17 protein-coding genes are annotated in these 18235 nt (G+C 55.3%); 4 read left to right on the top strand and 13 right to left on the bottom strand.

Features of this window, described 5'->3' with window-relative positions:
• Nucleotides 1–110: 110 nt before the first annotated feature.
• On the bottom strand, nucleotides 111–587 hold the full coding sequence (gene smpB, locus ACXAF0_RS10950) for an SsrA-binding protein SmpB (RefSeq protein WP_475345887.1): 477 nt from the start codon (nucleotides 585–587) through the stop codon (nucleotides 111–113).
• Nucleotides 588–604: 17 nt separating this feature from the next.
• Nucleotides 605–1486: a 4-hydroxy-tetrahydrodipicolinate synthase gene (dapA, locus tag ACXAF0_RS10945; protein WP_475345886.1), complete on the bottom strand. Its 882-nt coding sequence runs from the start codon at nucleotides 1484–1486 to the stop codon at nucleotides 605–607.
• 208 nt (nucleotides 1487–1694) lie between these two features.
• Here dapA and ACXAF0_RS10940 point away from each other — a divergent pair, with 208 nt between their 5' ends.
• Both ACXAF0_RS10940 and ACXAF0_RS10935 read left to right on the top strand, forming a co-directional pair.
• Nucleotides 1695–3728: a lytic transglycosylase domain-containing protein gene (locus ACXAF0_RS10940; protein WP_475345885.1), complete on the top strand. Its 2034-nt coding sequence runs from the start codon at nucleotides 1695–1697 to the stop codon at nucleotides 3726–3728.
• Between the two features lie 95 nt (nucleotides 3729–3823).
• The gene (locus tag ACXAF0_RS10935) at nucleotides 3824–4522 is read left to right on the top strand and encodes a haloacid dehalogenase type II (protein WP_475345884.1); all 699 of its coding nucleotides are present in this window, start codon (nucleotides 3824–3826) and stop codon (nucleotides 4520–4522) included.
• A gap of 132 nt (nucleotides 4523–4654) precedes the next feature.
• On the opposite strand, the gene ACXAF0_RS10930 is transcribed toward ACXAF0_RS10935, so the two are convergent.
• Complete coding sequence (locus ACXAF0_RS10930; protein ID WP_475345883.1) at nucleotides 4655–5107, bottom strand: bactofilin family protein; 453 nt, start codon at nucleotides 5105–5107, stop codon at nucleotides 4655–4657.
• On the bottom strand, nucleotides 5067–6392 hold the full coding sequence (locus tag ACXAF0_RS10925) for a peptidoglycan DD-metalloendopeptidase family protein (protein ID WP_475345882.1): 1326 nt from the start codon (nucleotides 6390–6392) through the stop codon (nucleotides 5067–5069). Before ACXAF0_RS10925 ends, ACXAF0_RS10930 begins: the two co-directional genes overlap by 41 nt.
• A 221-nt stretch (nucleotides 6393–6613) precedes the next feature.
• Between ACXAF0_RS10925 and ACXAF0_RS10920 the strand changes: the two genes are divergently transcribed.
• Both ACXAF0_RS10920 and ACXAF0_RS10915 read left to right on the top strand, forming a co-directional pair.
• Nucleotides 6614–7096 (top strand): phosphatidylglycerophosphatase A family protein, encoded by a 483-nt coding sequence (locus ACXAF0_RS10920; RefSeq protein ID WP_475345881.1) that lies wholly within the window; start codon nucleotides 6614–6616, stop codon nucleotides 7094–7096.
• Nucleotides 7097–7101: 5 nt separating this feature from the next.
• The gene (locus ACXAF0_RS10915; protein WP_475345880.1) at nucleotides 7102–7596 is read left to right on the top strand and encodes a CinA family protein; all 495 of its coding nucleotides are present in this window, start codon (nucleotides 7102–7104) and stop codon (nucleotides 7594–7596) included.
• Nucleotides 7597–7618: 22 nt separating this feature from the next.
• Here the strand turns inward: ACXAF0_RS10915 and ACXAF0_RS10910 are convergent, their stop codons facing one another.
• The 9 genes from ACXAF0_RS10910 to kdsA all read right to left on the bottom strand — a co-directional run bounded on the left by ACXAF0_RS10910 (nucleotide 7619) and on the right by kdsA (nucleotide 18192).
• Complete coding sequence (locus tag ACXAF0_RS10910) at nucleotides 7619–8083, bottom strand: type II toxin-antitoxin system RatA family toxin (RefSeq protein ID WP_475345879.1); 465 nt, start codon at nucleotides 8081–8083, stop codon at nucleotides 7619–7621.
• A 49-nt stretch (nucleotides 8084–8132) separates the two neighbouring features.
• Nucleotides 8133–9131 (bottom strand): lipoyl synthase, encoded by a 999-nt coding sequence (gene lipA / locus ACXAF0_RS10905; RefSeq protein ID WP_475345878.1) that lies wholly within the window; start codon nucleotides 9129–9131, stop codon nucleotides 8133–8135.
• A gap of 118 nt (nucleotides 9132–9249) precedes the next feature.
• Complete coding sequence (lpdA, locus tag ACXAF0_RS10900; RefSeq protein WP_475345877.1) at nucleotides 9250–10647, bottom strand: dihydrolipoyl dehydrogenase; 1398 nt, start codon at nucleotides 10645–10647, stop codon at nucleotides 9250–9252.
• Between the two features lie 96 nt (nucleotides 10648–10743).
• On the bottom strand, nucleotides 10744–12075 hold the full coding sequence (locus tag ACXAF0_RS10895; protein WP_475345876.1) for a pyruvate dehydrogenase complex dihydrolipoamide acetyltransferase: 1332 nt from the start codon (nucleotides 12073–12075) through the stop codon (nucleotides 10744–10746).
• A 64-nt stretch (nucleotides 12076–12139) separates the two neighbouring features.
• On the bottom strand, nucleotides 12140–13582 hold the full coding sequence (locus ACXAF0_RS10890; protein WP_475345875.1) for a pyruvate dehydrogenase complex E1 component subunit beta: 1443 nt from the start codon (nucleotides 13580–13582) through the stop codon (nucleotides 12140–12142).
• Between the two features lie 53 nt (nucleotides 13583–13635).
• Nucleotides 13636–14646, bottom strand: coding sequence for a pyruvate dehydrogenase (acetyl-transferring) E1 component subunit alpha (gene pdhA, locus ACXAF0_RS10885; protein WP_475345874.1), 1011 nt, complete (start codon nucleotides 14644–14646; stop codon nucleotides 13636–13638).
• A 620-nt stretch (nucleotides 14647–15266) separates the two neighbouring features.
• Nucleotides 15267–15629, bottom strand: coding sequence for an FtsB family cell division protein (locus tag ACXAF0_RS10880; protein ID WP_475345873.1), 363 nt, complete (start codon nucleotides 15627–15629; stop codon nucleotides 15267–15269).
• Between the two features lie 323 nt (nucleotides 15630–15952).
• Nucleotides 15953–17224 carry a phosphopyruvate hydratase gene (gene eno, locus ACXAF0_RS10875; RefSeq protein WP_475345872.1) on the bottom strand — a complete coding sequence of 424 codons (1272 nt, stop codon included), beginning with the start codon at nucleotides 17222–17224 and terminating at the stop codon, nucleotides 15953–15955.
• 110 nt (nucleotides 17225–17334) lie between these two features.
• Complete coding sequence (gene kdsA / locus ACXAF0_RS10870; RefSeq protein WP_475345871.1) at nucleotides 17335–18192, bottom strand: 3-deoxy-8-phosphooctulonate synthase; 858 nt, start codon at nucleotides 18190–18192, stop codon at nucleotides 17335–17337.
• Nucleotides 18193–18235 lie beyond the last annotated feature (43 nt).

Raw genomic sequence — 18235 nt, 5'->3', positions numbered from 1 at the left:
TTCGCTACCATCTAATACGCAAATGGCGCCAACATGTTCATCATGCCAGCGCCATTTAATCTCTTTTTGCCAGAACGGGGCAAGTCACATGCCTGCGACCAACATCCCCATCAGCCAAAGTCACGCATGATGCGTGCCTTGTCGCGCTGCCAATCGCGTTCCTTGACGGTCTCGCGCTTGTCGGCCTTTTTCTTGCCCTCGGCAATGGCGAGTTCAAGTTTCGCAATACCACGCTCATTGAAATACAGTTTGACCGGAACAAGGGTAAAACCCTTCTTGTTCAGGGCATCGTGTATCTTGCTGATTTCGCGTTTATGCAAAAGCAACTTGCGCGGACGGCGTTCTTCGTGGCCGAACGGCATTTTGCTTTGATATTCTGGAATATAGGCGTTGATCAGCCACACTTCGCCGTTCTTCGCTTCGGCGTAGGACTCTTGAATGTTGCCCTTGCCGTCGCGCAGCGATTTGACTTCGGTACCGCGCAGGGCGATGCCAGCTTCAAACGTTTCCGTCAGGAAATAGTCAAAGCGGGCCCGCCGGTTCTGCGCGACAATCTTGTTGTTATTTGTTTCTTTCTTGGGTGCCATAAGACGCTTGTTATCGCTTAATGGCCGAGAATACCGGCGTTTTTAAGCGCGGTTTCGACCTTGCGTTTTGTTTCTTCGGCAATCTCGACCATCGGCAGGCGCATATGGCTGCCACACAGGCCAAGAAGCTCGGCGGCGTATTTCACCGGTCCGGGGCTGGATTCACGGAACATCGCCTTGTGAACCGGCATCAGTCGATAATTCAACTCCTGAACCTTGGAAATGTTCCCGGCAGCCCAGGCCGCATGCAAATCCGCACACAGTTTCGGTGCAATGTTCGACGTCACCGAAATGCAGCCATGACCACCCTGTGCCAGGAACGGAACAATCGTGCCATCCTCGCCAGAAAGCTGGCAGAAATCCGCACCTGCTGCCAAACGGGTCAGTGCCGGACGTTCGAGATCGCTTGTCGCGTCTTTTACACCAACAATGCGCGGCAATTTCGCAAGTTCCGCCATGGTATCGACATTCATATCGACGATCGAACGGCCCGGAATGTTGTAAATCACAATCGGGATATCGGTCGCGTCATGAATGGCCTTGTAATGGGCATACAGTCCCCGTTGGGTCGGCTTATTATAATACGGTGTCACCACAAGGGCCGCATCCGCACCGGCATTCTGCGCGTGACGGGTCAGCGATACAGCTTCTGCGGTCGAGTTTGAACCGGTACCGGCAATCACCGGACCGCGGCCCTTGGCAACTTCAAGTGCCAGTTCGACAACGCGATGGTGCTCGGCATGGCTGAGCGTCGGAGACTCACCGGTGGTTCCGACTGGCACAACACCAGTCGTGCCCTGTTTAAGCTGCCAATCCACAAAAGACTGGAACGCCTTTTCATCAATCGCACCATCTTGCGTGAATGGTGTGATCAAAGCTGTGATTGAACCCTTAAACATAGAGATCTCCAAATTCGGGATATATTGAAAGCGGTCGCGAAAATAGCCGCTGTTGAGGTTTCCCGCAAGCACTGTATACAATAATCCGAGCGATCCTTGATCGGCTCTGAAAATTCCCGTCAGGACTGTTTGGCTTTTATCGATTTCGCTGCCATAATGCCCGGCTCGAGAGAGCATTCGTTGCCGGAAGGCACAAGGGGAACATCACATGGCGCAAGCGTCTTTCCGCAAGATCTCGGCCTGCGCATTGGCACTGGGCGTATCGATACTGATACCAGGTAGTTATCAGGTGCAGGCCGCGACGAATGAAGACAGCGTTCTTCAGACGCAGCCGCCCTCGCCGCTTTATTCTTCTGTCAGTCGAGCACGTCTGAACGCCTTTCTGGACGCTGTCGAAGACGGCAAGACAGAAACGTTCAAGCAGCTCCTGACCAATTTTGATGATCCTCTGCTGCAAAAGGCAGCCGAATGGATGTTGCTGACCGCCCCTAATTCCGGTCACAACTTCGAAGAAATCACCTCTTTTATTGACGCCCATCCGAAATGGCCAAGTCAGGCGCTACTGCGTCAGCGCGCCGAAGAAGCCATGACCGATGCCGTTCCCGATGAAGAAATTCTGGCATGGTTCAAGCGTTCCGCACCGGTCACTGCCGATGGCGCAACCCGCCAGATCAAGGCGTTGCTGGGTGCTGGACAGGAATCGGCTGCCATCGCCCTGGTGCGTCACAGCTGGATTAACGAGAATTTCGGCCGCGGTCAGGAACGCCGCTTTTTGGATCGTTACGGCGAATATATTGATCAGGAAACCCACGAACAGCGTCTCGATCGCCTGTTGTGGGAAGGCCGCCTGACGACCGCATCACGCATGATGAAATATGTCAGCGAGGATTACCGTCGCCTGGCAGAAGCCCGGGCGTCGCTCCGCGCCATGCGTGGCGGTGTTGATGGTGCGATCAATCGCGTGCCGGAAAAATACCGCGATGATCCCGGCCTGATTTACGAACGTGTCCGCTGGCGCCGTAAAAAGGACCGCGATCAGGATGCCCGCGATCTTCTGCTATCGCAGGCCAATGACCTCGCCTATATCTCGATCCGCCCGCAATACTGGTGGCTGGAAAAGGCCATTTTGGCGCGTCGCGCCCTGCAAAAGGGCCATATTACCGATGCCTATCGCCTTGTCGCCAACCATGGGCAGGTTGATGCTGGCGATATTGCCGAAGCCGAATGGTATGCTGGCTGGATCGCGCTGGAATTCCTTGGCGATGCCGACATTGCCCTGACCCATTTCCAGAACCTTTATGATGTCGTGCAATACCCGATCAGCCTGGCACGCGGCTCCTACTGGGCCGGGCGCGCCAATGAGGCGCTTGGCGATGAAAAACGCGCCAAGGAATGGTATGCGATTGCCGCTGATCATGCCCATACCTTCTATGGGCAGCTTGCCATCGACAAACTTGGCAGCAAGCCGTCCTATTCGGTTGAACAACCGGTTCCGACCCCAGAACAACGCGCTGCGTTCGAGGCACAGGAACTGACCCAGGTCGTGCGCAAGCTTGGCGAAATGGGGCTTGGCAATATCATTCGTCCGTTCATCATGGCGCTGGTTTATGAACATGATGAACCGGAATACCTCGCCATGGCGACGGATCTGGCGCGTGAATATGGCCGGACCGATCTCGGTATCCTTGCTGCCAAGCGCAGCATCCGGACCGGCAGCGGCTATCTTGATGCCGCCTACCCGATCCATGAACAGGTTCCGCTCGGCCGTGCACCTGATCCCGCACTGGTCCATGCGATCATGCGTCAGGAAAGCCTGTTTAACCCGCATGCCATATCGTCTGCCGGTGCGCGCGGTTTGATGCAGCTGATGCCGGCCACAGCCAAACGCATGGCGCAGTCACTCAAACTCGATTACGACACCGACCGCCTGACCGAAGACCCGTCCTTTAACATTGCGGTTGGCCGTGCCTATGTTCGCCGGTTGCTGGATCGCTGGGATGGTCAGGAAGTCCTGACAATCGCCAGCTACAACGCCGGTCCGACCCGGGTGCGTCAGTGGATCAACGAATATGGTGATCCGCGCGATCCGGAAGTTGATCTGGTCGACTGGATCGAAATGATCCCCTATAGCGAGACCCGAAATTACGTTCAGCGTGTGATGGAAGGAACTTATGTCTATCGCCGGCGTTTTGCCCGGGACGAGATCGCAATGGGCCAGAGTGACACTGAAGACGCAGAATAACCGGTCCACAGCGTTTGGAGCGTGTTCCGTAATTTGCGCTTGCGGGTATACACCCCATATTTGATCAATACTGCTTGTCAGAAGAGGTCAGCAATATGTCCGATAACGCACTGTCTTCCTGCCGTGCTTTTGTATTCGATGCCTATGGCACCCTTTTTGATGTTGGATCGGCCGTCGCCAAACTGCGCGACAGCGTCGGCGACGAGGCAGACCGCCTCTCGGCACTCTGGCGCCAGAAACAGCTGGAATATACCTGGCTGCGCAGCCTGATGGGGGAGTTCGCCGATTTCTGGACGGTGACCGGGGACGCGCTGGATTATGCGCTTGATCAGACAGGCAAAAAGGATCCGGTTTTGCGTGCCAAGCTGATGGAAACCTATCTGTCGCTTGATACATTCCCGGAAGTCGTTGAAACGCTGAAAACGCTCAAGGATCAAGGGCACAAGCTTGCCATTCTGTCCAATGGCGCCAAGCACATGTTGATTTCGGCGGCCAAGACGTCGGGGATTCTGTCGCTGTTTGATCAGATCATTTGTGTTGATGATCTCAAAACCTACAAACCGCATCCGGATGTTTATCAGCTCGCTGTCGACAAGCTTGAAGTCGAACCGGCCGAGATTTCCTTCCAGTCGTCAAACGGCTGGGACATCGCCGGTGCCGGGCATTTCGGTTTCCGCACCGCTTGGATCAACCGGGCGCACAATCCGGCCGAACGTTTGTCGCACGACGCGGACGTGGTGCTGAACGGTCTTGATGAATTGCTGCCCCTTGTCGGGGAGCCGCAAAAGGCCTGATACACGGCACTTAATATCCCAAAGAAAAAAGGCAGGTCCTCAACCCGGAGCCTGCCTTTTTTTTAATTCTGCATGTGGTTTCAGGGCTGGCCGGACCCGCCATCCCGAAACCGGAAGAAATCACTTAAGCGATTATTTGTTTTCTTTCTTCACGTTGGACGCAACCACCTGGCCTGCCTGAATAACCGTCAGACCGCCTTCTTCCGCACCTTCGATGCGGCGGCAATGTCCTTCGATATGGGCACCCGGTTCGATCGACAGGCTTTCGTGAAGAATATCCCCGATCATGCGCGCCGTTTCCGAAAGAGAAACATCTTTCGCCCGGACCTGACCGACAACGGTGCCGCAGATGCGGATTTTCTCGGCAACGATTTCGCCGCGTACTTCGCCATTCTGGCCGATGGTGAGTGTCCGGGTGCGAATATCGCCGTTAACCGAACCATCTACCTGCACATCGGATTCCGAGATCAGATCACCGGTAACACGGAGATCGGCATTGATGACCGAAAGGCCACCCTTTTTCTCGGCAGTCGTATTGCTGCTTTTATTCGTCGTTTGTGTCGTCTTGCTCGCTTTTGAAAACATAACGTCCCGCCTCAATAAATTTAATGGGATTGACTGGCTTATTGTTGACCCGAACTTCGTAGTGCACGTGACTTCCGGTACTACGACCGGTACTCCCCATTAACGCTACTTTGTCCTGATACTGCACTTCGTCGCCCTTCTTTACGAGGACCTTAAGCAAGTGGCCGTAACGGGTGTGGACACCATTACCATGGTCGATTTCCACCATTTTCCCGTACTTGCCACTCCATCCGGCATGCACCACTTTACCTGGTGCGGTTGCCAAAATCGGTGTTTTGAGCGGTCCGGCAAGGTCAATGCCTGAATGAAAAGCCCAGCGACCATTGATCGGGTCTTTTCGTTTACCGAACGAGCTCGATAGATAGTATTTCGCCGCCGGTTCCCCGATTGGCGTCTTCTTTATCCTGTCATGCAGATTGGCGAGGTGATCCATACGATCATTCAGTGCCACTGCCGTATTCACAAATTCTTCGTCCTGCGGGTGTTCGGGCTCAAAGGCCACGAACGGACCACCAACGCCGGGCTGCAGCGGCTTCATCGGCGGCAGGATGAAGGTTTCCGGCTGAAGGCCGGTCATCTCCAGAACATTCTCAAGCTCGAGAATGGTGGTATCCGCCGTCTGGGCTACACGCTGCATTGCCTGCTGCTGGACGGAATGCAGATCGGCAATACGTTGGCGGGCGTCGCTCAGCTCACCCTGAAGCTTTTTGGACCGCTGCAAGGCCTGGTCACGTTCGCGCATCACCCGCGACATCACAGTTTCAACGGTTTCAAGCTCATCGCGCAGCGCAAGATTGCGGTTGGTAATCCCGTCAATCTGCCCCTGCAGGGCATTCATCTGGTTGTCCATCGACGTGCGCAGGGCTGAAATCCGGACTTTTTCCTTCTCGCTGGTCGCAAGCTTGGAGTTATATTCCTGTACCCGCGCCTGAAGCTGCAGGTTCTTTTCAGCCATCGACAACAGGTTGCGATGGGTGTCTTCCATTTGGGCGGTAATCTCGCCGAAACGGCGTTGGCTTTCGGTAACGCGAGCAATCAGACGGTTATAGGACAGCTCGCTTCTAAAAAGCTGCTCTTCACGCATTGTAAGGCGCTGGTCAAGGTACCAGCTATAACCTGTAACGCCGACCGTCCAGGTGATAGCTGCCGCCCCGAAAGAGGCCAACGCGACCTGCGCGTATTTTCCTAGCCGAAGCTGGTAAACGGAATCATTTGACCGGATAAGCAATTGCCGATCCGGAAACCATTTATCCACCAACCGACGAATGCGTTCAAACGCCGACATATTCAGTGTCTAACCCCTAATTGCTCGTATGCACGCCCGGTTGTCCGGTTATGCAGAGTTTCTATGCCCCCCGCCTGAGACTATTTGTCTTTTCTTTACGCTACCTGTAACTCGGCCTTCAGGCAAGCCTGTTAACACCTCCTTAATCGCAAAATTTTCACCTCAAGCCCTTATGCTGTGATACCTATCACCATCTTTCACATCATATGCGTTTGCGACAAATGGCGTTTTCCAGATTTCTGATCACCTTTGCCGCCACCTGGTTTTACAGCGGCAAAAGCCCAAAGGCGCCTGGCACGGCAGGCTCATTTGCCGCCGTGCCCTTTGGCTGGCTGGTCTGGGCCTATGGCGGCGATATGGCGCTTATTGTCGGCAGCATCGTCATCTTCGCCATCGGGATCTGGGTTGCGCATCTTTATAGCCATATGCTCGGCATTCATGACGCCGGCGAGATCGTCATTGACGAAGTGGTCGGTCAATGGATGTGCCTGCTTGTCGTGCCGCTTGCTGGCGGCTGGATGGATATTGTCTGGCTTCTGGTCGCCTTCATCGCATTCCGCGTATTTGACGTCCTCAAACCCTGGCCGATTCGCTGGGTCGACCGGCGCGTTGGCGGCGGCTTTGGCATCATGTTTGATGATGTGCTGGCCGCTATCTTTGCCATGATCGCACTGGCAATCCTTGTTCACCTGACCCTCGGATGACCCGGATGATGACAGACACCGATCTTCTTAACGCTGCAAGCACCCTGATCACCCACTGCAAGGCCAAGGGCGAAATGATCGCCACTGCGGAATCCTGCACGGGTGGCCTGATCACCGGCATGCTGACCGGTGTTGATGGCAGCTCCTCAGTCGTCGATTGCGGATTTGTCACCTATTCGAACGAGGCAAAGCACAGCCTGATCGGGGTTGGCAATGATCTTCTGGCTGAATTTGGCGCCGTGTCCGAACCGGTTGCGCGTGCGATGTGCGAAGGGGCGCTGGACCGTGCCCCCAATGCTACGATTGCCGTCTCTGTTACCGGCATTGCCGGTCCGGGTGGCGGGACCGCGACCAAGCCGATCGGACTGGTTCATTTCGGCTGTGCAGCCAAAGGACGCGACACCGTCACGACACATATCGTCTTTCCCGGTGATCGCCATGCCGTGCGCAAGGCCACCGTGCTCAAGGCCTTTGCCCTGATCGAAGAAATGCTGGGATAACCTGGGGGAATCCGGGGCTGGCTTAGCCCTGATTTTTCGGATCCGGCAATGTCGGCTCGCCGTAAACTTCGCGCGCCCGGGTCTCAAACGCCCCGACCATCAGCTTGACGGCTTCGTTGAACACAACGCCGATCATTTTCTGCAAAAGTGCTGAGCGGAACTCGAAATCAACAAAGAAATCAAGCCAGGTCCCGCCATCCTCGTCCTCTTCAAACACCCAATGGTTATTCAGGTATTTGAACGGCCCCTGCAGATATTCCACATCCACCCGGTCCGGGCGCTGCAGGGTGACTTTGGATGTGTATTTCTCGCGAAACATCTTAAAGCCGATCACCAGATCAGCCTTAAGCACATCGCCATCTCGCTTGCGCACACGTGATGCCACACACCACGGCAAAAATTCCGAGTAGGAATCGATATCCGCGACGAGATCAAAGAGCTGTTCCGGCGTATAGGGCAGTTTCCTGCGCTCTGCATGCGTCGGCACTCGACATCTCCCCTGATCGTCGTGGTCTGCGGTAAAACGGGTTAAAGGATTACTGTGCCGCGGTCACGGCCTGTTCGGCTTTGGCTTTGGCGGCCTCGGCTGCTGCCAGCTTCTTCTCACGCGCTTCACGCAGTTGCTCGAAGTCACGGTCAGCATGGTAGCTCGAACGGGTCAGCGGCGTTGCCGATACCATCAAGAAGCCCTTGCCACGTGCCATCGATGCATAATCGTTAAATTCATCCGGCGTGACAAACTTGTGCACGGGTTCGTGCTTAAGGGTCGGCTGCAGATACTGGCCAATCGTCAGGAAGTCGACATCTGCCACACGCAGATCATCCATCACCTGTGCCAGTTCCTTGCGCTCTTCACCCAGACCAACCATCAGGCCGGATTTGGTAAAGATCGTCGGGTCGATCTGTTTGACGCGGTCCAGAATGCGCAGCGACTGGTAATAGCGCGCGCCCGGACGGATATTTGTGTAAAGCCGCGGAACTGTTTCAAGGTTGTGGTTGAACACGTCCGGGCGGGCCTTGGCAACGATTTCGACCGCACCGGGCTTGTCACGGAAGTCCGGGGTCAGGATTTCAATCGTGGTTTCCGGCGACTTGTGACGGATCGCTTCAATCACGCGGGCAAAATGGGCTGCCCCGCCATCGGCAAGATCATCACGGTCAACAGACGTGATCACAACATGCTTGAGCTGCATGTCGGCAACCGCCATCGCCAGATTTTCCGGCTCGAACGGATCCAGCGCGTTTGGCATGCCCGTTTTGACGTTGCAGAACGAACAGGCACGTGTGCAGGTGTCGCCCATGATCATGAAGGATGCGTGTTTTTTCTGCCAGCATTCGCCGATATTCGGGCATGCGGCTTCTTCACACACGGTATGAAGGTTCAGGCCACGCGCAAGTTCGCGGGTTTCCTGATAACCCTTGGAGGTCGGAGCCTTGACCCTGATCCAGGACGGTTTGCGCCCCGATGGGCGGTCTGGCCGTTTCTGTTTTTCCGGGTGACGAACGGGTTTCTGTTCGCTGGGCGCCGTCGACATAGAGTTACCTCCGAAGGATTGGACGGGCGGCAATTTGCCGCCACGTCGCGCATTTGTCAAACCGACATTCGTTTTAAACGGTCATACCGGGCATGTGTTCCCGGTACAACCCGATGTTTTAGAAGTGGATCGCACGGCCATAGGCGTCAAGGACCGACTCATGCATCATTTCCGAAAGCGTCGGATGCGGGAAGACCGTATGCATCAGATCTTCCTCGGTCGTTTCCAGACCCATCGCCACCACAAAGCCCTGGATCAGCTCGGTCACTTCGGCGCCGACCATATGTGCGCCAAGCAATTCACCGGTCTTGGCGTCAAACACGGTTTTGACCAGACCTTCGGCCTCGCCAAGCGCAACCGCCTTGCCATTGCCGATGAACGGGAACTTGCCGACCTTGACCTCGTAACCGGCCTCTTTGGCCTTGGCTTCGGTCAGGCCAACACTTGCGACCTGCGGATGGCAGTAGGTGCATCCCGGGATCTTGCGCGGATCAATCGGATGCACGCCTTTGACACCGGCAATCTTTTCAATGCAGATCACGCCTTCATGTTCTGCCTTGTGGGCCAGCATCGGCGGGCCTGCAACGTCACCAATGGCATAGATGCCCGGTTCTGCGGTTGCGGAATACTCGTCCGTGCCGATCACATTGCGATCAACCTTGACCTTAGTGGTTTCAAGACCAAGCCCCTCGGTATTGCCAATCACGCCAACTGCGGAAATCACGCGATCAACGGTGAGTTCCTGTTTCTTGCCGTCCTTGGTTTCAACCGTGACAACGACGTTATCGGCGTTGCGCTTAAGGTTCGCGACCTTGGCTTCGGTCAGGATATTCATCCCGTCCTTGGTCATCATCTTCTGTGCAAGACCGGCAACTTCCTTATCCTCGACCGGCATGATCTGCGGCATGATCTCAACCACAGTCACATCAGCACCCATGGTGTGATAGAAGCTGGCAAATTCGATCCCGATCGCGCCAGAACCGACCACAACAAGGCTTTTGGGCATCTTGTCAGGCGTCATCGCCTTCTTGTAATCCCAGACAACCTTGCCATCGGCCTCAAGCCCCGGCAGCGCACGCGCACGGGCACCGGTCGCGATGATGTAATTCTTGGCGGTATAGGTGCCCTTGTCCTTGCCTTCGACCACGATCTTTTTCGGGCCGTCGAACTTGGCTTCACCATTGATCACGGTGACCTTGTTCTTTTTCAGCAAATGGCCAACACCACCGGCAAGCTGCTTGGACACGCCGCGTGAACGCTGGATCACGGCATCAAGATCAAAGGCCGGCTTTTCACATGAAAGGCCATATTCCTTTGCGTGGTGCATGTTGCGATAAACTTCTGCCGAACGCAGCAGCGCCTTGGTCGGGATACAACCCCAGTTCAGGCAAATACCGCCAACATGTTCACGTTCAACAACAGCCGTTTTCAGGCCAAGCTGGGCCGCACGGATTGCGGTTACATAACCACCCGGGCCAGCACCAATCACGATTACGTCGAAATTGCTATCCGCCATCGTAGGATCTCCTTCGCCTGCCCTTTAACGGTTACAGGTCTTTAAATTCAAATGCTTGCGGGGACTTATTAAAGCCCCCGCGCAACTTTGGACCCCTCAGAGCAGCATGCTCAGCGGATCTTCAATAAGCTTTTTGAATTCGGCCATGAACTCTGCACCGACTGCGCCATCGACCGCACGGTGGTCAACAGAAAGGGTACAGGTCATAACCGTTGCGATTGCCAGCGCGCCATCCTTGACGACCGGGCGCTGTTCACCCGCACCAACGGCCAGGATACAGCCCTGCGGCGGATTGATAATCGCGGAGAAGTCCTTGATGCCAAACATGCCAAGGTTCGACACAGAGAACGTGCCACCCTGATAATCTTCCGGCATCAGTTTGCCATCACGTGCCTTGCCAGCCAGTGCTTTCATCTCGGCAGAGATTTCAGCAAGGCCTTTCGAACCGGCATCGCGGACCACTGGTGTGATCAGGCCACCTTCGATGGCAACCGCCACCGAAATGTCCTGCTGCTTGCACTGCAGGGTGGCTTTGTCAGTCCAGATGGAGTTCGCCGCCGGAACCTTTTTGAGCGCCAGCGAAACCGCACGGATGATGAAATCGTTGACCGAAATCTTGACACCCTCGCCCGCCTTCTCATTCAGCTGCTTGCGGGTTGCCAAAAGATTATCAAGCTCGCAATCCACTGTCAGATAGAAATGCGGAACCTGCTGTTTGGACTCGGTCAGGCGACGCGCAATGGTTTTGCGCATGCCGCTGTTTGGAATTTCTTCGTATTCCGGAAGACCGGTAAGATCCGGGTTCCAGCCAGATGCCGCCGGTGCGGCAGCGGCTGGTGCGGCATCCGATTTCTTGTCTTCGGACGCGGCTGCTTTTTCGGCCGGTTTGGACGAAAGCGCTGCTTCAACGTCACGCTTGACGATACGGCCGCGCGGGCCCGAACCGGAAACCCCGGAAAGCTCGACACCTTCGTTCGCCGCAATACGACGTGCAAGCGGGCTTGCCTTGATCCGTTCGCCACCGGAAACCGGTGCGGCCGGGGCCGGTTTGTCACCACCCGATGCGGCTGGCTTATCAGCTGCCGGTGCTTTTTCCTCTTCGGCATCGCTTTCGGCCGGTGCGCTTTCGCCGCCACCCGTGCTTGCTGCCGAGGTATCCGCCCCCTCAAGGGCGCTTTCGTCTTCATCTTCCTCCAAAAGCAGTGCGATGACTTCGTTCACCGCAACATTTTCGCTGCCTTCGGAAATAAGGATTTTACCGATTTTGCCTTCGTCGACGGCTTCAACTTCCATCGTGGCTTTGTCGGTTTCGATTTCGGCGATGACGTCACCCGATTCAACGGTGTCGCCTTCCTTGACGTGCCATTTCGCCAAGGTGCCTTCGGTCATGGTCGGCGACAGGGCCGGCATCAATACTTTTACAGGCATGAACGCAATCTCCCGGTAACGGGGCGGCGCGGCTTGACCCGCGACCTGCCCCTGTCCGTCTTACTTAGCGATAGCAAACGGCCTTGGCCGCGGCGACGATGTGGCTGTCCTGAGCAAGCGCAAGCTTTTCCAGGTTGGCAGCATACGGCATCGGAACGTCTTCGCCGGTCACACGGGCAACCGGTGCATCGAGGTAATCAAATGCATGTTCCATCGCAACAGACGCGATTTCCGCACCAATACCCGAGAAGTGCCAGCCTTCCTCGACGGTCACCAGACGGTTGGTCTTCATGACCGAACGCACGATGGTGTTCACATCCAGCGGACGGATGGTGCGCAGGTTGATGACCTCGGCCGAAATGCCCTGCTCTGCCAGCTGTTCAGCCGCTTTCAGCGCCTTGCCCACCATGATCGAGAAAGCAACGATGGTAACATCGGTCCCTTCGCGTTCGATCTTGGCCTGGCCAATCGGCAGGACGAAATCATCATCATCAGGCACTTCGAAGCTCTGACCGTACATGATTTCGTTTTCAAGGAAGACAATCGGGTTCGGATCGCGGATCGCAGCCTTAAGCAGGCCTTTCGCATCTGCTGCCGACCACGGTGCAACCACCTTCAGACCCGGGCAATGTGCATACCAGGATGCATAGCACTGCGAGTGCTGGGCACCAACGCGCGACGCGGCACCGTTCGGGCCACGGAACACGATCGGGCAACCAAGCTGGCCACCGGACATGTAAAGCGTCTTCGCAGCAGAGTTGATGATCTGGTCGATCGCCTGCATTGCGAAGTTAAAGGTCATGAATTCCAGAACCGGCTTCAGGCCCATAAAGGCAGAACCGGTTGCAAGGCCGGTGAAGCCATGCTCGGTGATCGGAGTGTCGATCACGCGCTTGTCACCGAATTCATCAAGCAGACCCTGGGTAACCTTGTAGGCACCCTCATACTGCGCAACTTCTTCACCCATGACGAAAACGTTCTCGTCGGTGCGCATTTCTTCGGCCATTGCATCACGCAGGGCTTCACGCACGGTCTGGGTTTTAAAGCTGGTATAGGTCTTTTCGTCCTGGGTGCTGTTCATCACGCTCATTGCGCGTGGCTCAGCTTCGGAACGCTCAATCGCACCACTGACCGAAACCGGTGCTGCACCCAACGATGCAGCAGCCGGAGCTTCTTCGGAAGAAGATTCTTCTTCTTTGGCCGGTGCGGCATCTGCTTTGGGTGCAGACGATGCAGACACGTTATCAAGTGCAGACGCGTCTTCGTCTTCTTCGAGGATATAGGCAATCACTTGGTTGACCGCGACATTCTCGGTACCGGCATCAATGACAAGTTTACCAATGGTACCCTCGTCAACGGCCTCGACTTCCATCGTGGCTTTGTCGGTTTCGATTTCTGCGATCACGTCACCGGATGCGACAGTGTCGCCTTCCTTGACGTTCCATTTGGCAAGTGTGCCTTCGGTCATGGTCGGCGACAGGGCCGGCATCAAAACTTCAATCGGCATTGTTCCCTCTCTCCCGGGAAATATCGTTCAAAAGCGGTTCGCAGTCTTTGCGATCACGCGTCGATCAGAATGTCGGTAAACAGTTCGGAAACATCCGGCTCCGGGCTGTTTTGCGCGAACTCGGCCGCTTTTGCGACTTCGGCCTTAACTTCCTTGTCGATGTCTTTCAGACCTGCTTCATCAAGGATGTTGCCATCGATCAGGAGCTTTTTGACCATATCGATCGGATCGTGCTCTTTACGCATTTTGTCGAGCTCGTCCTTGGTCCGGTATTTCGCCGGGTCGGACATGGAATGCCCGCGATAACGATAGGTTTTGAGTTCCAGGATGTAAGGACCCTTGCCCGAACGGCAATGTTCCACGGCACGTTCACCAGCAGCCTTCACCGCCAGAACATCCATGCCGTCAACCTGCTCACCCGGGATGCCATAGGCCTTGCCGCGTTCATACAGGTCCGGGCTGGACGAGTGACGCTGGGTCGAGGTGCCCATCGCATACTGGTTGTTCTCGATGCAGTAAATTACCGGCAGTTCCCAAAGGGCTGCCATGTTGAAGGACTCATATACCTGACCCTGGTTGACGGCACCGTCACCAAGGTAGGTCATGCAGACCTTGTTCTCACCGCGATATTTGTAATTGAAGGCAATACCGGTTCCGAGCGGAACCTGTGCGCCCACGATGCCGTGTCCACCATAGAAGTTCTTTTCCTTGGAGAACATGTGCATCGAGCCGCCTTTACCGCGGGAATACCCGCCTTCGCGGCCCGTCAGTTCGGCCATGACGCCGGCTGAATCCATACCCGTTGCAAGCATGTGGCCGTGATCACGATAGCTGGTGATAACACCGTCTTCGTCCGATGCGGCGGCCTGCATGCCGACAACAACGGCTTCCTGCCCGATATAAAGGTGGCAGAAACCACCGATGAGACCCATGCCATACAGCTGACCGGCTTTTTCTTCAAAGCGGCGGATCAGCAGCATTTCACGGTAATATTTGAGGAGATCGTCACTGCTCGCCTGGTTGTCGGCGCGCGTCGTGGCGCGTTTGCGTTTTGTGGTCGCCATGTTTCCTCCCGGTGGATGGCTATCGCTTAAGCATCATGTATGGGCGCTTAATTCGGTACTGGACCACCGAAATGACTACCGAAAACAGACCTCAAGGGCAAGCAATCTCACCGCGTTTAAACCGTTGTTTTGCAACGCACAATCACAAATAAACTGTAATTTGGTTAATCATTGAGTTTACGTGTTTTTGCAGAGATGCTGGTTTTTCAGCAACTTGAGGCACTGCCTTAAAACTCGTTCATTCCCCTGTGTCACAAATGCTATGCTTTCTCGAGGATAATTTCGCATAGCAGCGCACAACGGAAAACAACCGCAAGAATGCATTGAATATCAAAGACCTCTACCAGATCAGATCAAAATGGCGTCTAAACCATAACTCAGTTTAAACAACCACTTACCCGTTTGCGAGCATTCCTGAACGCATTTCACAACCGTGAATTTCTGTTTCACGGCGCGATATCGGCGCATCAAATGTGATTTTTCGTGCCAAAAGCCACACTTGGTCAAAAATGGATTCTTTCCGGACGGCGCGCGGAACAAGATCAGCAGAATTCAACAGGGATCAGCGGGGATCAGCGGGGATCAGCGGAGGTCAGACAGGACTGCACCCTGCCCGATGCTCAGTTTGCCCCGGCGGCAACCGTCGTAATATCTGCGACGTCGCTATATCCATCGTGATGGAAAATGATCACATCATCGGGATGGGCGGCATTGAGCATTGCCCGCGCGCGCTCATCAAGCAGATCGGGATCAAGGTGTTTTGCACGCAGCGAAATCACATGCTGCTCAAGCGACTTGCGCTCCTCGGTGGTTTCTTCGAGCACACGGGCAATCTCGCTCACCCGGTCCTGCATCGACCAATAGGTCAGCAGGCCGCGTTCCCCTTCCACGCTGTGGAAGATGAAATATGCCATCACTGTAAATGCGATGACCGGCGCGACAGCCTGTTTCAGGCGACGAAAGACCGGCGAGTTGGACGCCATTTACCCTATGCCCCTTGCACATTTGTGCGTTTTGGCGACGAAACAAACCATTCCGGGTCCACAACGTAAAAACTGCGTGCGTTATTTCCGTTGCCTGACAGCAACTTACTATCAAACAAGGCGACAAACCCGATAACATTACTCTTAAACTTGCGCATAAGCGGGTAAAAATAGAGTTAAGCGACCAGCGCAAACCAATGCGATTACGCTCAATCCACTAATCCTGATATTCGAATTTAACGCCCTGTTCCGGAAGCAAAACAGGCCGCCTTCCCATCGGAAAGCGGCCTGTTTGCATATCTGCAATGTAGTGCAGCGTGGCGTTACTTCAGGATCGAACGACCCGGGAAGTGCGCACCGGCATCGAGAAGTTCCTCGATGCGGATCAGCTGGTTGTATTTTGCCATACGGTCCGAACGCGACAGCGAACCGGTTTTGATCTGGCCGCAATTGGTGGCAACTGCCAGGTCGGCAATGGTCGAATCTTCGGTCTCGCCCGAACGGTGCGACATCACCGCGGTGTAACCGGCACGGTGTGCCATCTCGACCGCTTCAAGGGTTTCAGACAGCGTCCCGATCTGGTTGACCTTGACCAGGATCGAGTTGGCAACGCCCTTCTCGATACCGTCAGACAGGCGTTTCGGGTTGGTGACAAACAGGTCATCACCGACCAGCTGGGTTTTGGCACCAATAGCAGAGGTCAGCTCTGCCCAGCCATCCCAATCGTCTTCGGCCATGCCGTCTTCGATCGAGAAGATCGGATATTTGCCAACAAGATCGGCCCAGTATTTGACCATCTCGCTCGGATCAAGCGACTTGCCTTCACCAGACAGCACATATTTGCCGCCTTTGAAGAACTCGGTCGATGCCGCGTCAAGGGCCAGCACAACGTCTTCTTCCGGGCGATAGCCCGCCGCTTCAATCGATTTCATGACATAGCTGATGGCAGCTTCGGTCGATGCGATGTTCGGCGCGAATCCGCCCTCGTCACCAACGTTGGTGTTGAGGCCATCTGCCGACAGGGCCTTTTTCAGGTTGTGGAAGATCTCGGCACCCATGCGGATCGCGTCCGAGCAAGTCTCGGCCGATACCGGCATGATCATGAATTCCTGAACGTCGATCGGATTGTCGGCATGCTCGCCGCCATTGATGATGTTCATCATCGGCACCGGAAGCGACCGGGCAAACGAACCACCAACATAACGATAAAGTGGCAGGCCCGCATCTTCGGCCGCAGCCTTGGCCGTTGCCAGCGATACGCCGAGAATGGCGTTTGCGCCGAGGCGGCCTTTGTTTTCGGTGCCATCAAGCTCGATCATGGCACTGTCGATTGCAAGCTGATCTTCGGCATCCATGCCGGCCAGTGCTTCAAAGATTTCACCATTCACGGATGCAACCGCCTTGGTGACACCCTTGCCAAGATAGCGGTCTTCCTTGTCACGCAGTTCGACGGCTTCGTGTGCACCGGTCGATGCGCCCGACGGAACGGCAGCACGACCAAAGGCGCCATTTTCCAGGGTGACATCAACCTCGACCGTCGGGTTACCACGGCTGTCGAGAATTTCGCGGCCGCGAACATCAATAATAGCGGTCATGACAGAAACGTTCTCCTCACTGGTAGGAACCATACCTGTAAATATTTAGCAGGCATGCAGGTTACAGCAAAAAAGAATGCCGCCAATCCCTGACTGGCGGCATCTGATATTTACGCGTCAAACATATCCAGACGAACCGGATTGGCTTTTGCCACTTTGTCCAGTTCCATCAGAACCGAAAGAACTTCGGGAAGCTTGTTTAACGGGATTTGGTTCGGGCCATCGGAAATGGCCGTCGCCGGGTTATCGTGGGTTTCGATAAACAGTGCTGCGATACCAACCGATACGGCCGCACGGGCCAGAACAGGCGCGAATTCGCGCTGGCCACCTGACGAGGTGCCCTGTCCGCCCGGCTGCTGAACCGAATGGGTGGCATCGAAGACAACCGGATAGCCCTGCTGGGCCATGGTGGGAAGTCCGCGGAAGTCTGTGACAAGCGTGTTATAGCCAAAGCTGGTCCCACGGTCACAGAGCATAATATTGTCATTGCCGGTCGCAGCCAGATTGTTGGCAACATTGGCCATGTCCCAAGGGGCCAGGAACTGGCCCTTTTTGACATTGACCACACGCCCGGTCTTGCCGGCGGCTTCGAGCAGATCGGCCTGACGGCACAAAAACGCCGGGATCTGCAAGATATCGGCAACTTCGCCAACCGCCGCACACTGATCGGGCAGATGCACATCGGTCACGATGGGAAGACCAGTGGTTTCCTTGACGTCGGCCAGGATATCAAGCCCTTCCTTAAGGCCGACACCGCGCTTGGACGTCGCACTGGTCCGGTTGGCCTTGTCAAATGAGCTTTTATAGACAAGCCCGATGCCAAGCCCTTCGGACAGTTCCTTGAGCGCTGAGGACATTTCGAGCGCGTGCTGACGGCTTTCAATCGCGCACGGCCCCGCCAGAACGGCGAACGGCTTGTCATTGGCGATTTCGATATTGCCGACTTTGACGGTTTTAATTTCGGTCATCACTTGGGCTTTCAGTCGATCACGTATCTGTTGCTATCAAATA

The sequence above is a fragment of the Thalassospira sp. ABD4_177 genome (genome assembly GCF_056160125.1).
Note: the sequence above shows the minus strand (reverse complement) of the source record. Positions and strands in the feature narration are given on the sequence as shown.

Coding starts and splice junctions, on each gene's coding strand:
- ACXAF0_RS10880 (WP_475345873.1), bottom strand. CDS start 15,629: ATGGCGTCCAACTCGCCGGTCTTTCGTCGCCTGAAACAGGCTGTCGCG.
- smpB (WP_475345887.1), bottom strand. CDS start 587: ATGGCACCCAAGAAAGAAACAAATAACAACAAGATTGTCGCGCAGAAC.
- lpdA (WP_475345877.1), bottom strand. CDS start 10,647: ATGGCGGATAGCAATTTCGACGTAATCGTGATTGGTGCTGGCCCGGGT.
- ACXAF0_RS10895 (WP_475345876.1), bottom strand. CDS start 12,075: ATGCCTGTAAAAGTATTGATGCCGGCCCTGTCGCCGACCATGACCGAA.
- kdsA (WP_475345871.1), bottom strand. CDS start 18,192: ATGACCGAAATTAAAACCGTCAAAGTCGGCAATATCGAAATCGCCAAT.
- pdhA (WP_475345874.1), bottom strand. CDS start 14,646: ATGGCGACCACAAAACGCAAACGCGCCACGACGCGCGCCGACAACCAG.
- ACXAF0_RS10920 (WP_475345881.1), top strand. CDS start 6,614: ATGGCGTTTTCCAGATTTCTGATCACCTTTGCCGCCACCTGGTTTTAC.
- ACXAF0_RS10925 (WP_475345882.1), bottom strand. CDS start 6,392: ATGTCGGCGTTTGAACGCATTCGTCGGTTGGTGGATAAATGGTTTCCG.
- ACXAF0_RS10915 (WP_475345880.1), top strand. CDS start 7,102: ATGATGACAGACACCGATCTTCTTAACGCTGCAAGCACCCTGATCACC.
- ACXAF0_RS10940 (WP_475345885.1), top strand. CDS start 1,695: ATGGCGCAAGCGTCTTTCCGCAAGATCTCGGCCTGCGCATTGGCACTG.
- lipA (WP_475345878.1), bottom strand. CDS start 9,131: ATGTCGACGGCGCCCAGCGAACAGAAACCCGTTCGTCACCCGGAAAAA.
- dapA (WP_475345886.1), bottom strand. CDS start 1,486: ATGTTTAAGGGTTCAATCACAGCTTTGATCACACCATTCACGCAAGAT.
- ACXAF0_RS10890 (WP_475345875.1), bottom strand. CDS start 13,582: ATGCCGATTGAAGTTTTGATGCCGGCCCTGTCGCCGACCATGACCGAA.
- ACXAF0_RS10935 (WP_475345884.1), top strand. CDS start 3,824: ATGTCCGATAACGCACTGTCTTCCTGCCGTGCTTTTGTATTCGATGCC.
- ACXAF0_RS10930 (WP_475345883.1), bottom strand. CDS start 5,107: ATGTTTTCAAAAGCGAGCAAGACGACACAAACGACGAATAAAAGCAGC.
- eno (WP_475345872.1), bottom strand. CDS start 17,224: ATGACCGCTATTATTGATGTTCGCGGCCGCGAAATTCTCGACAGCCGT.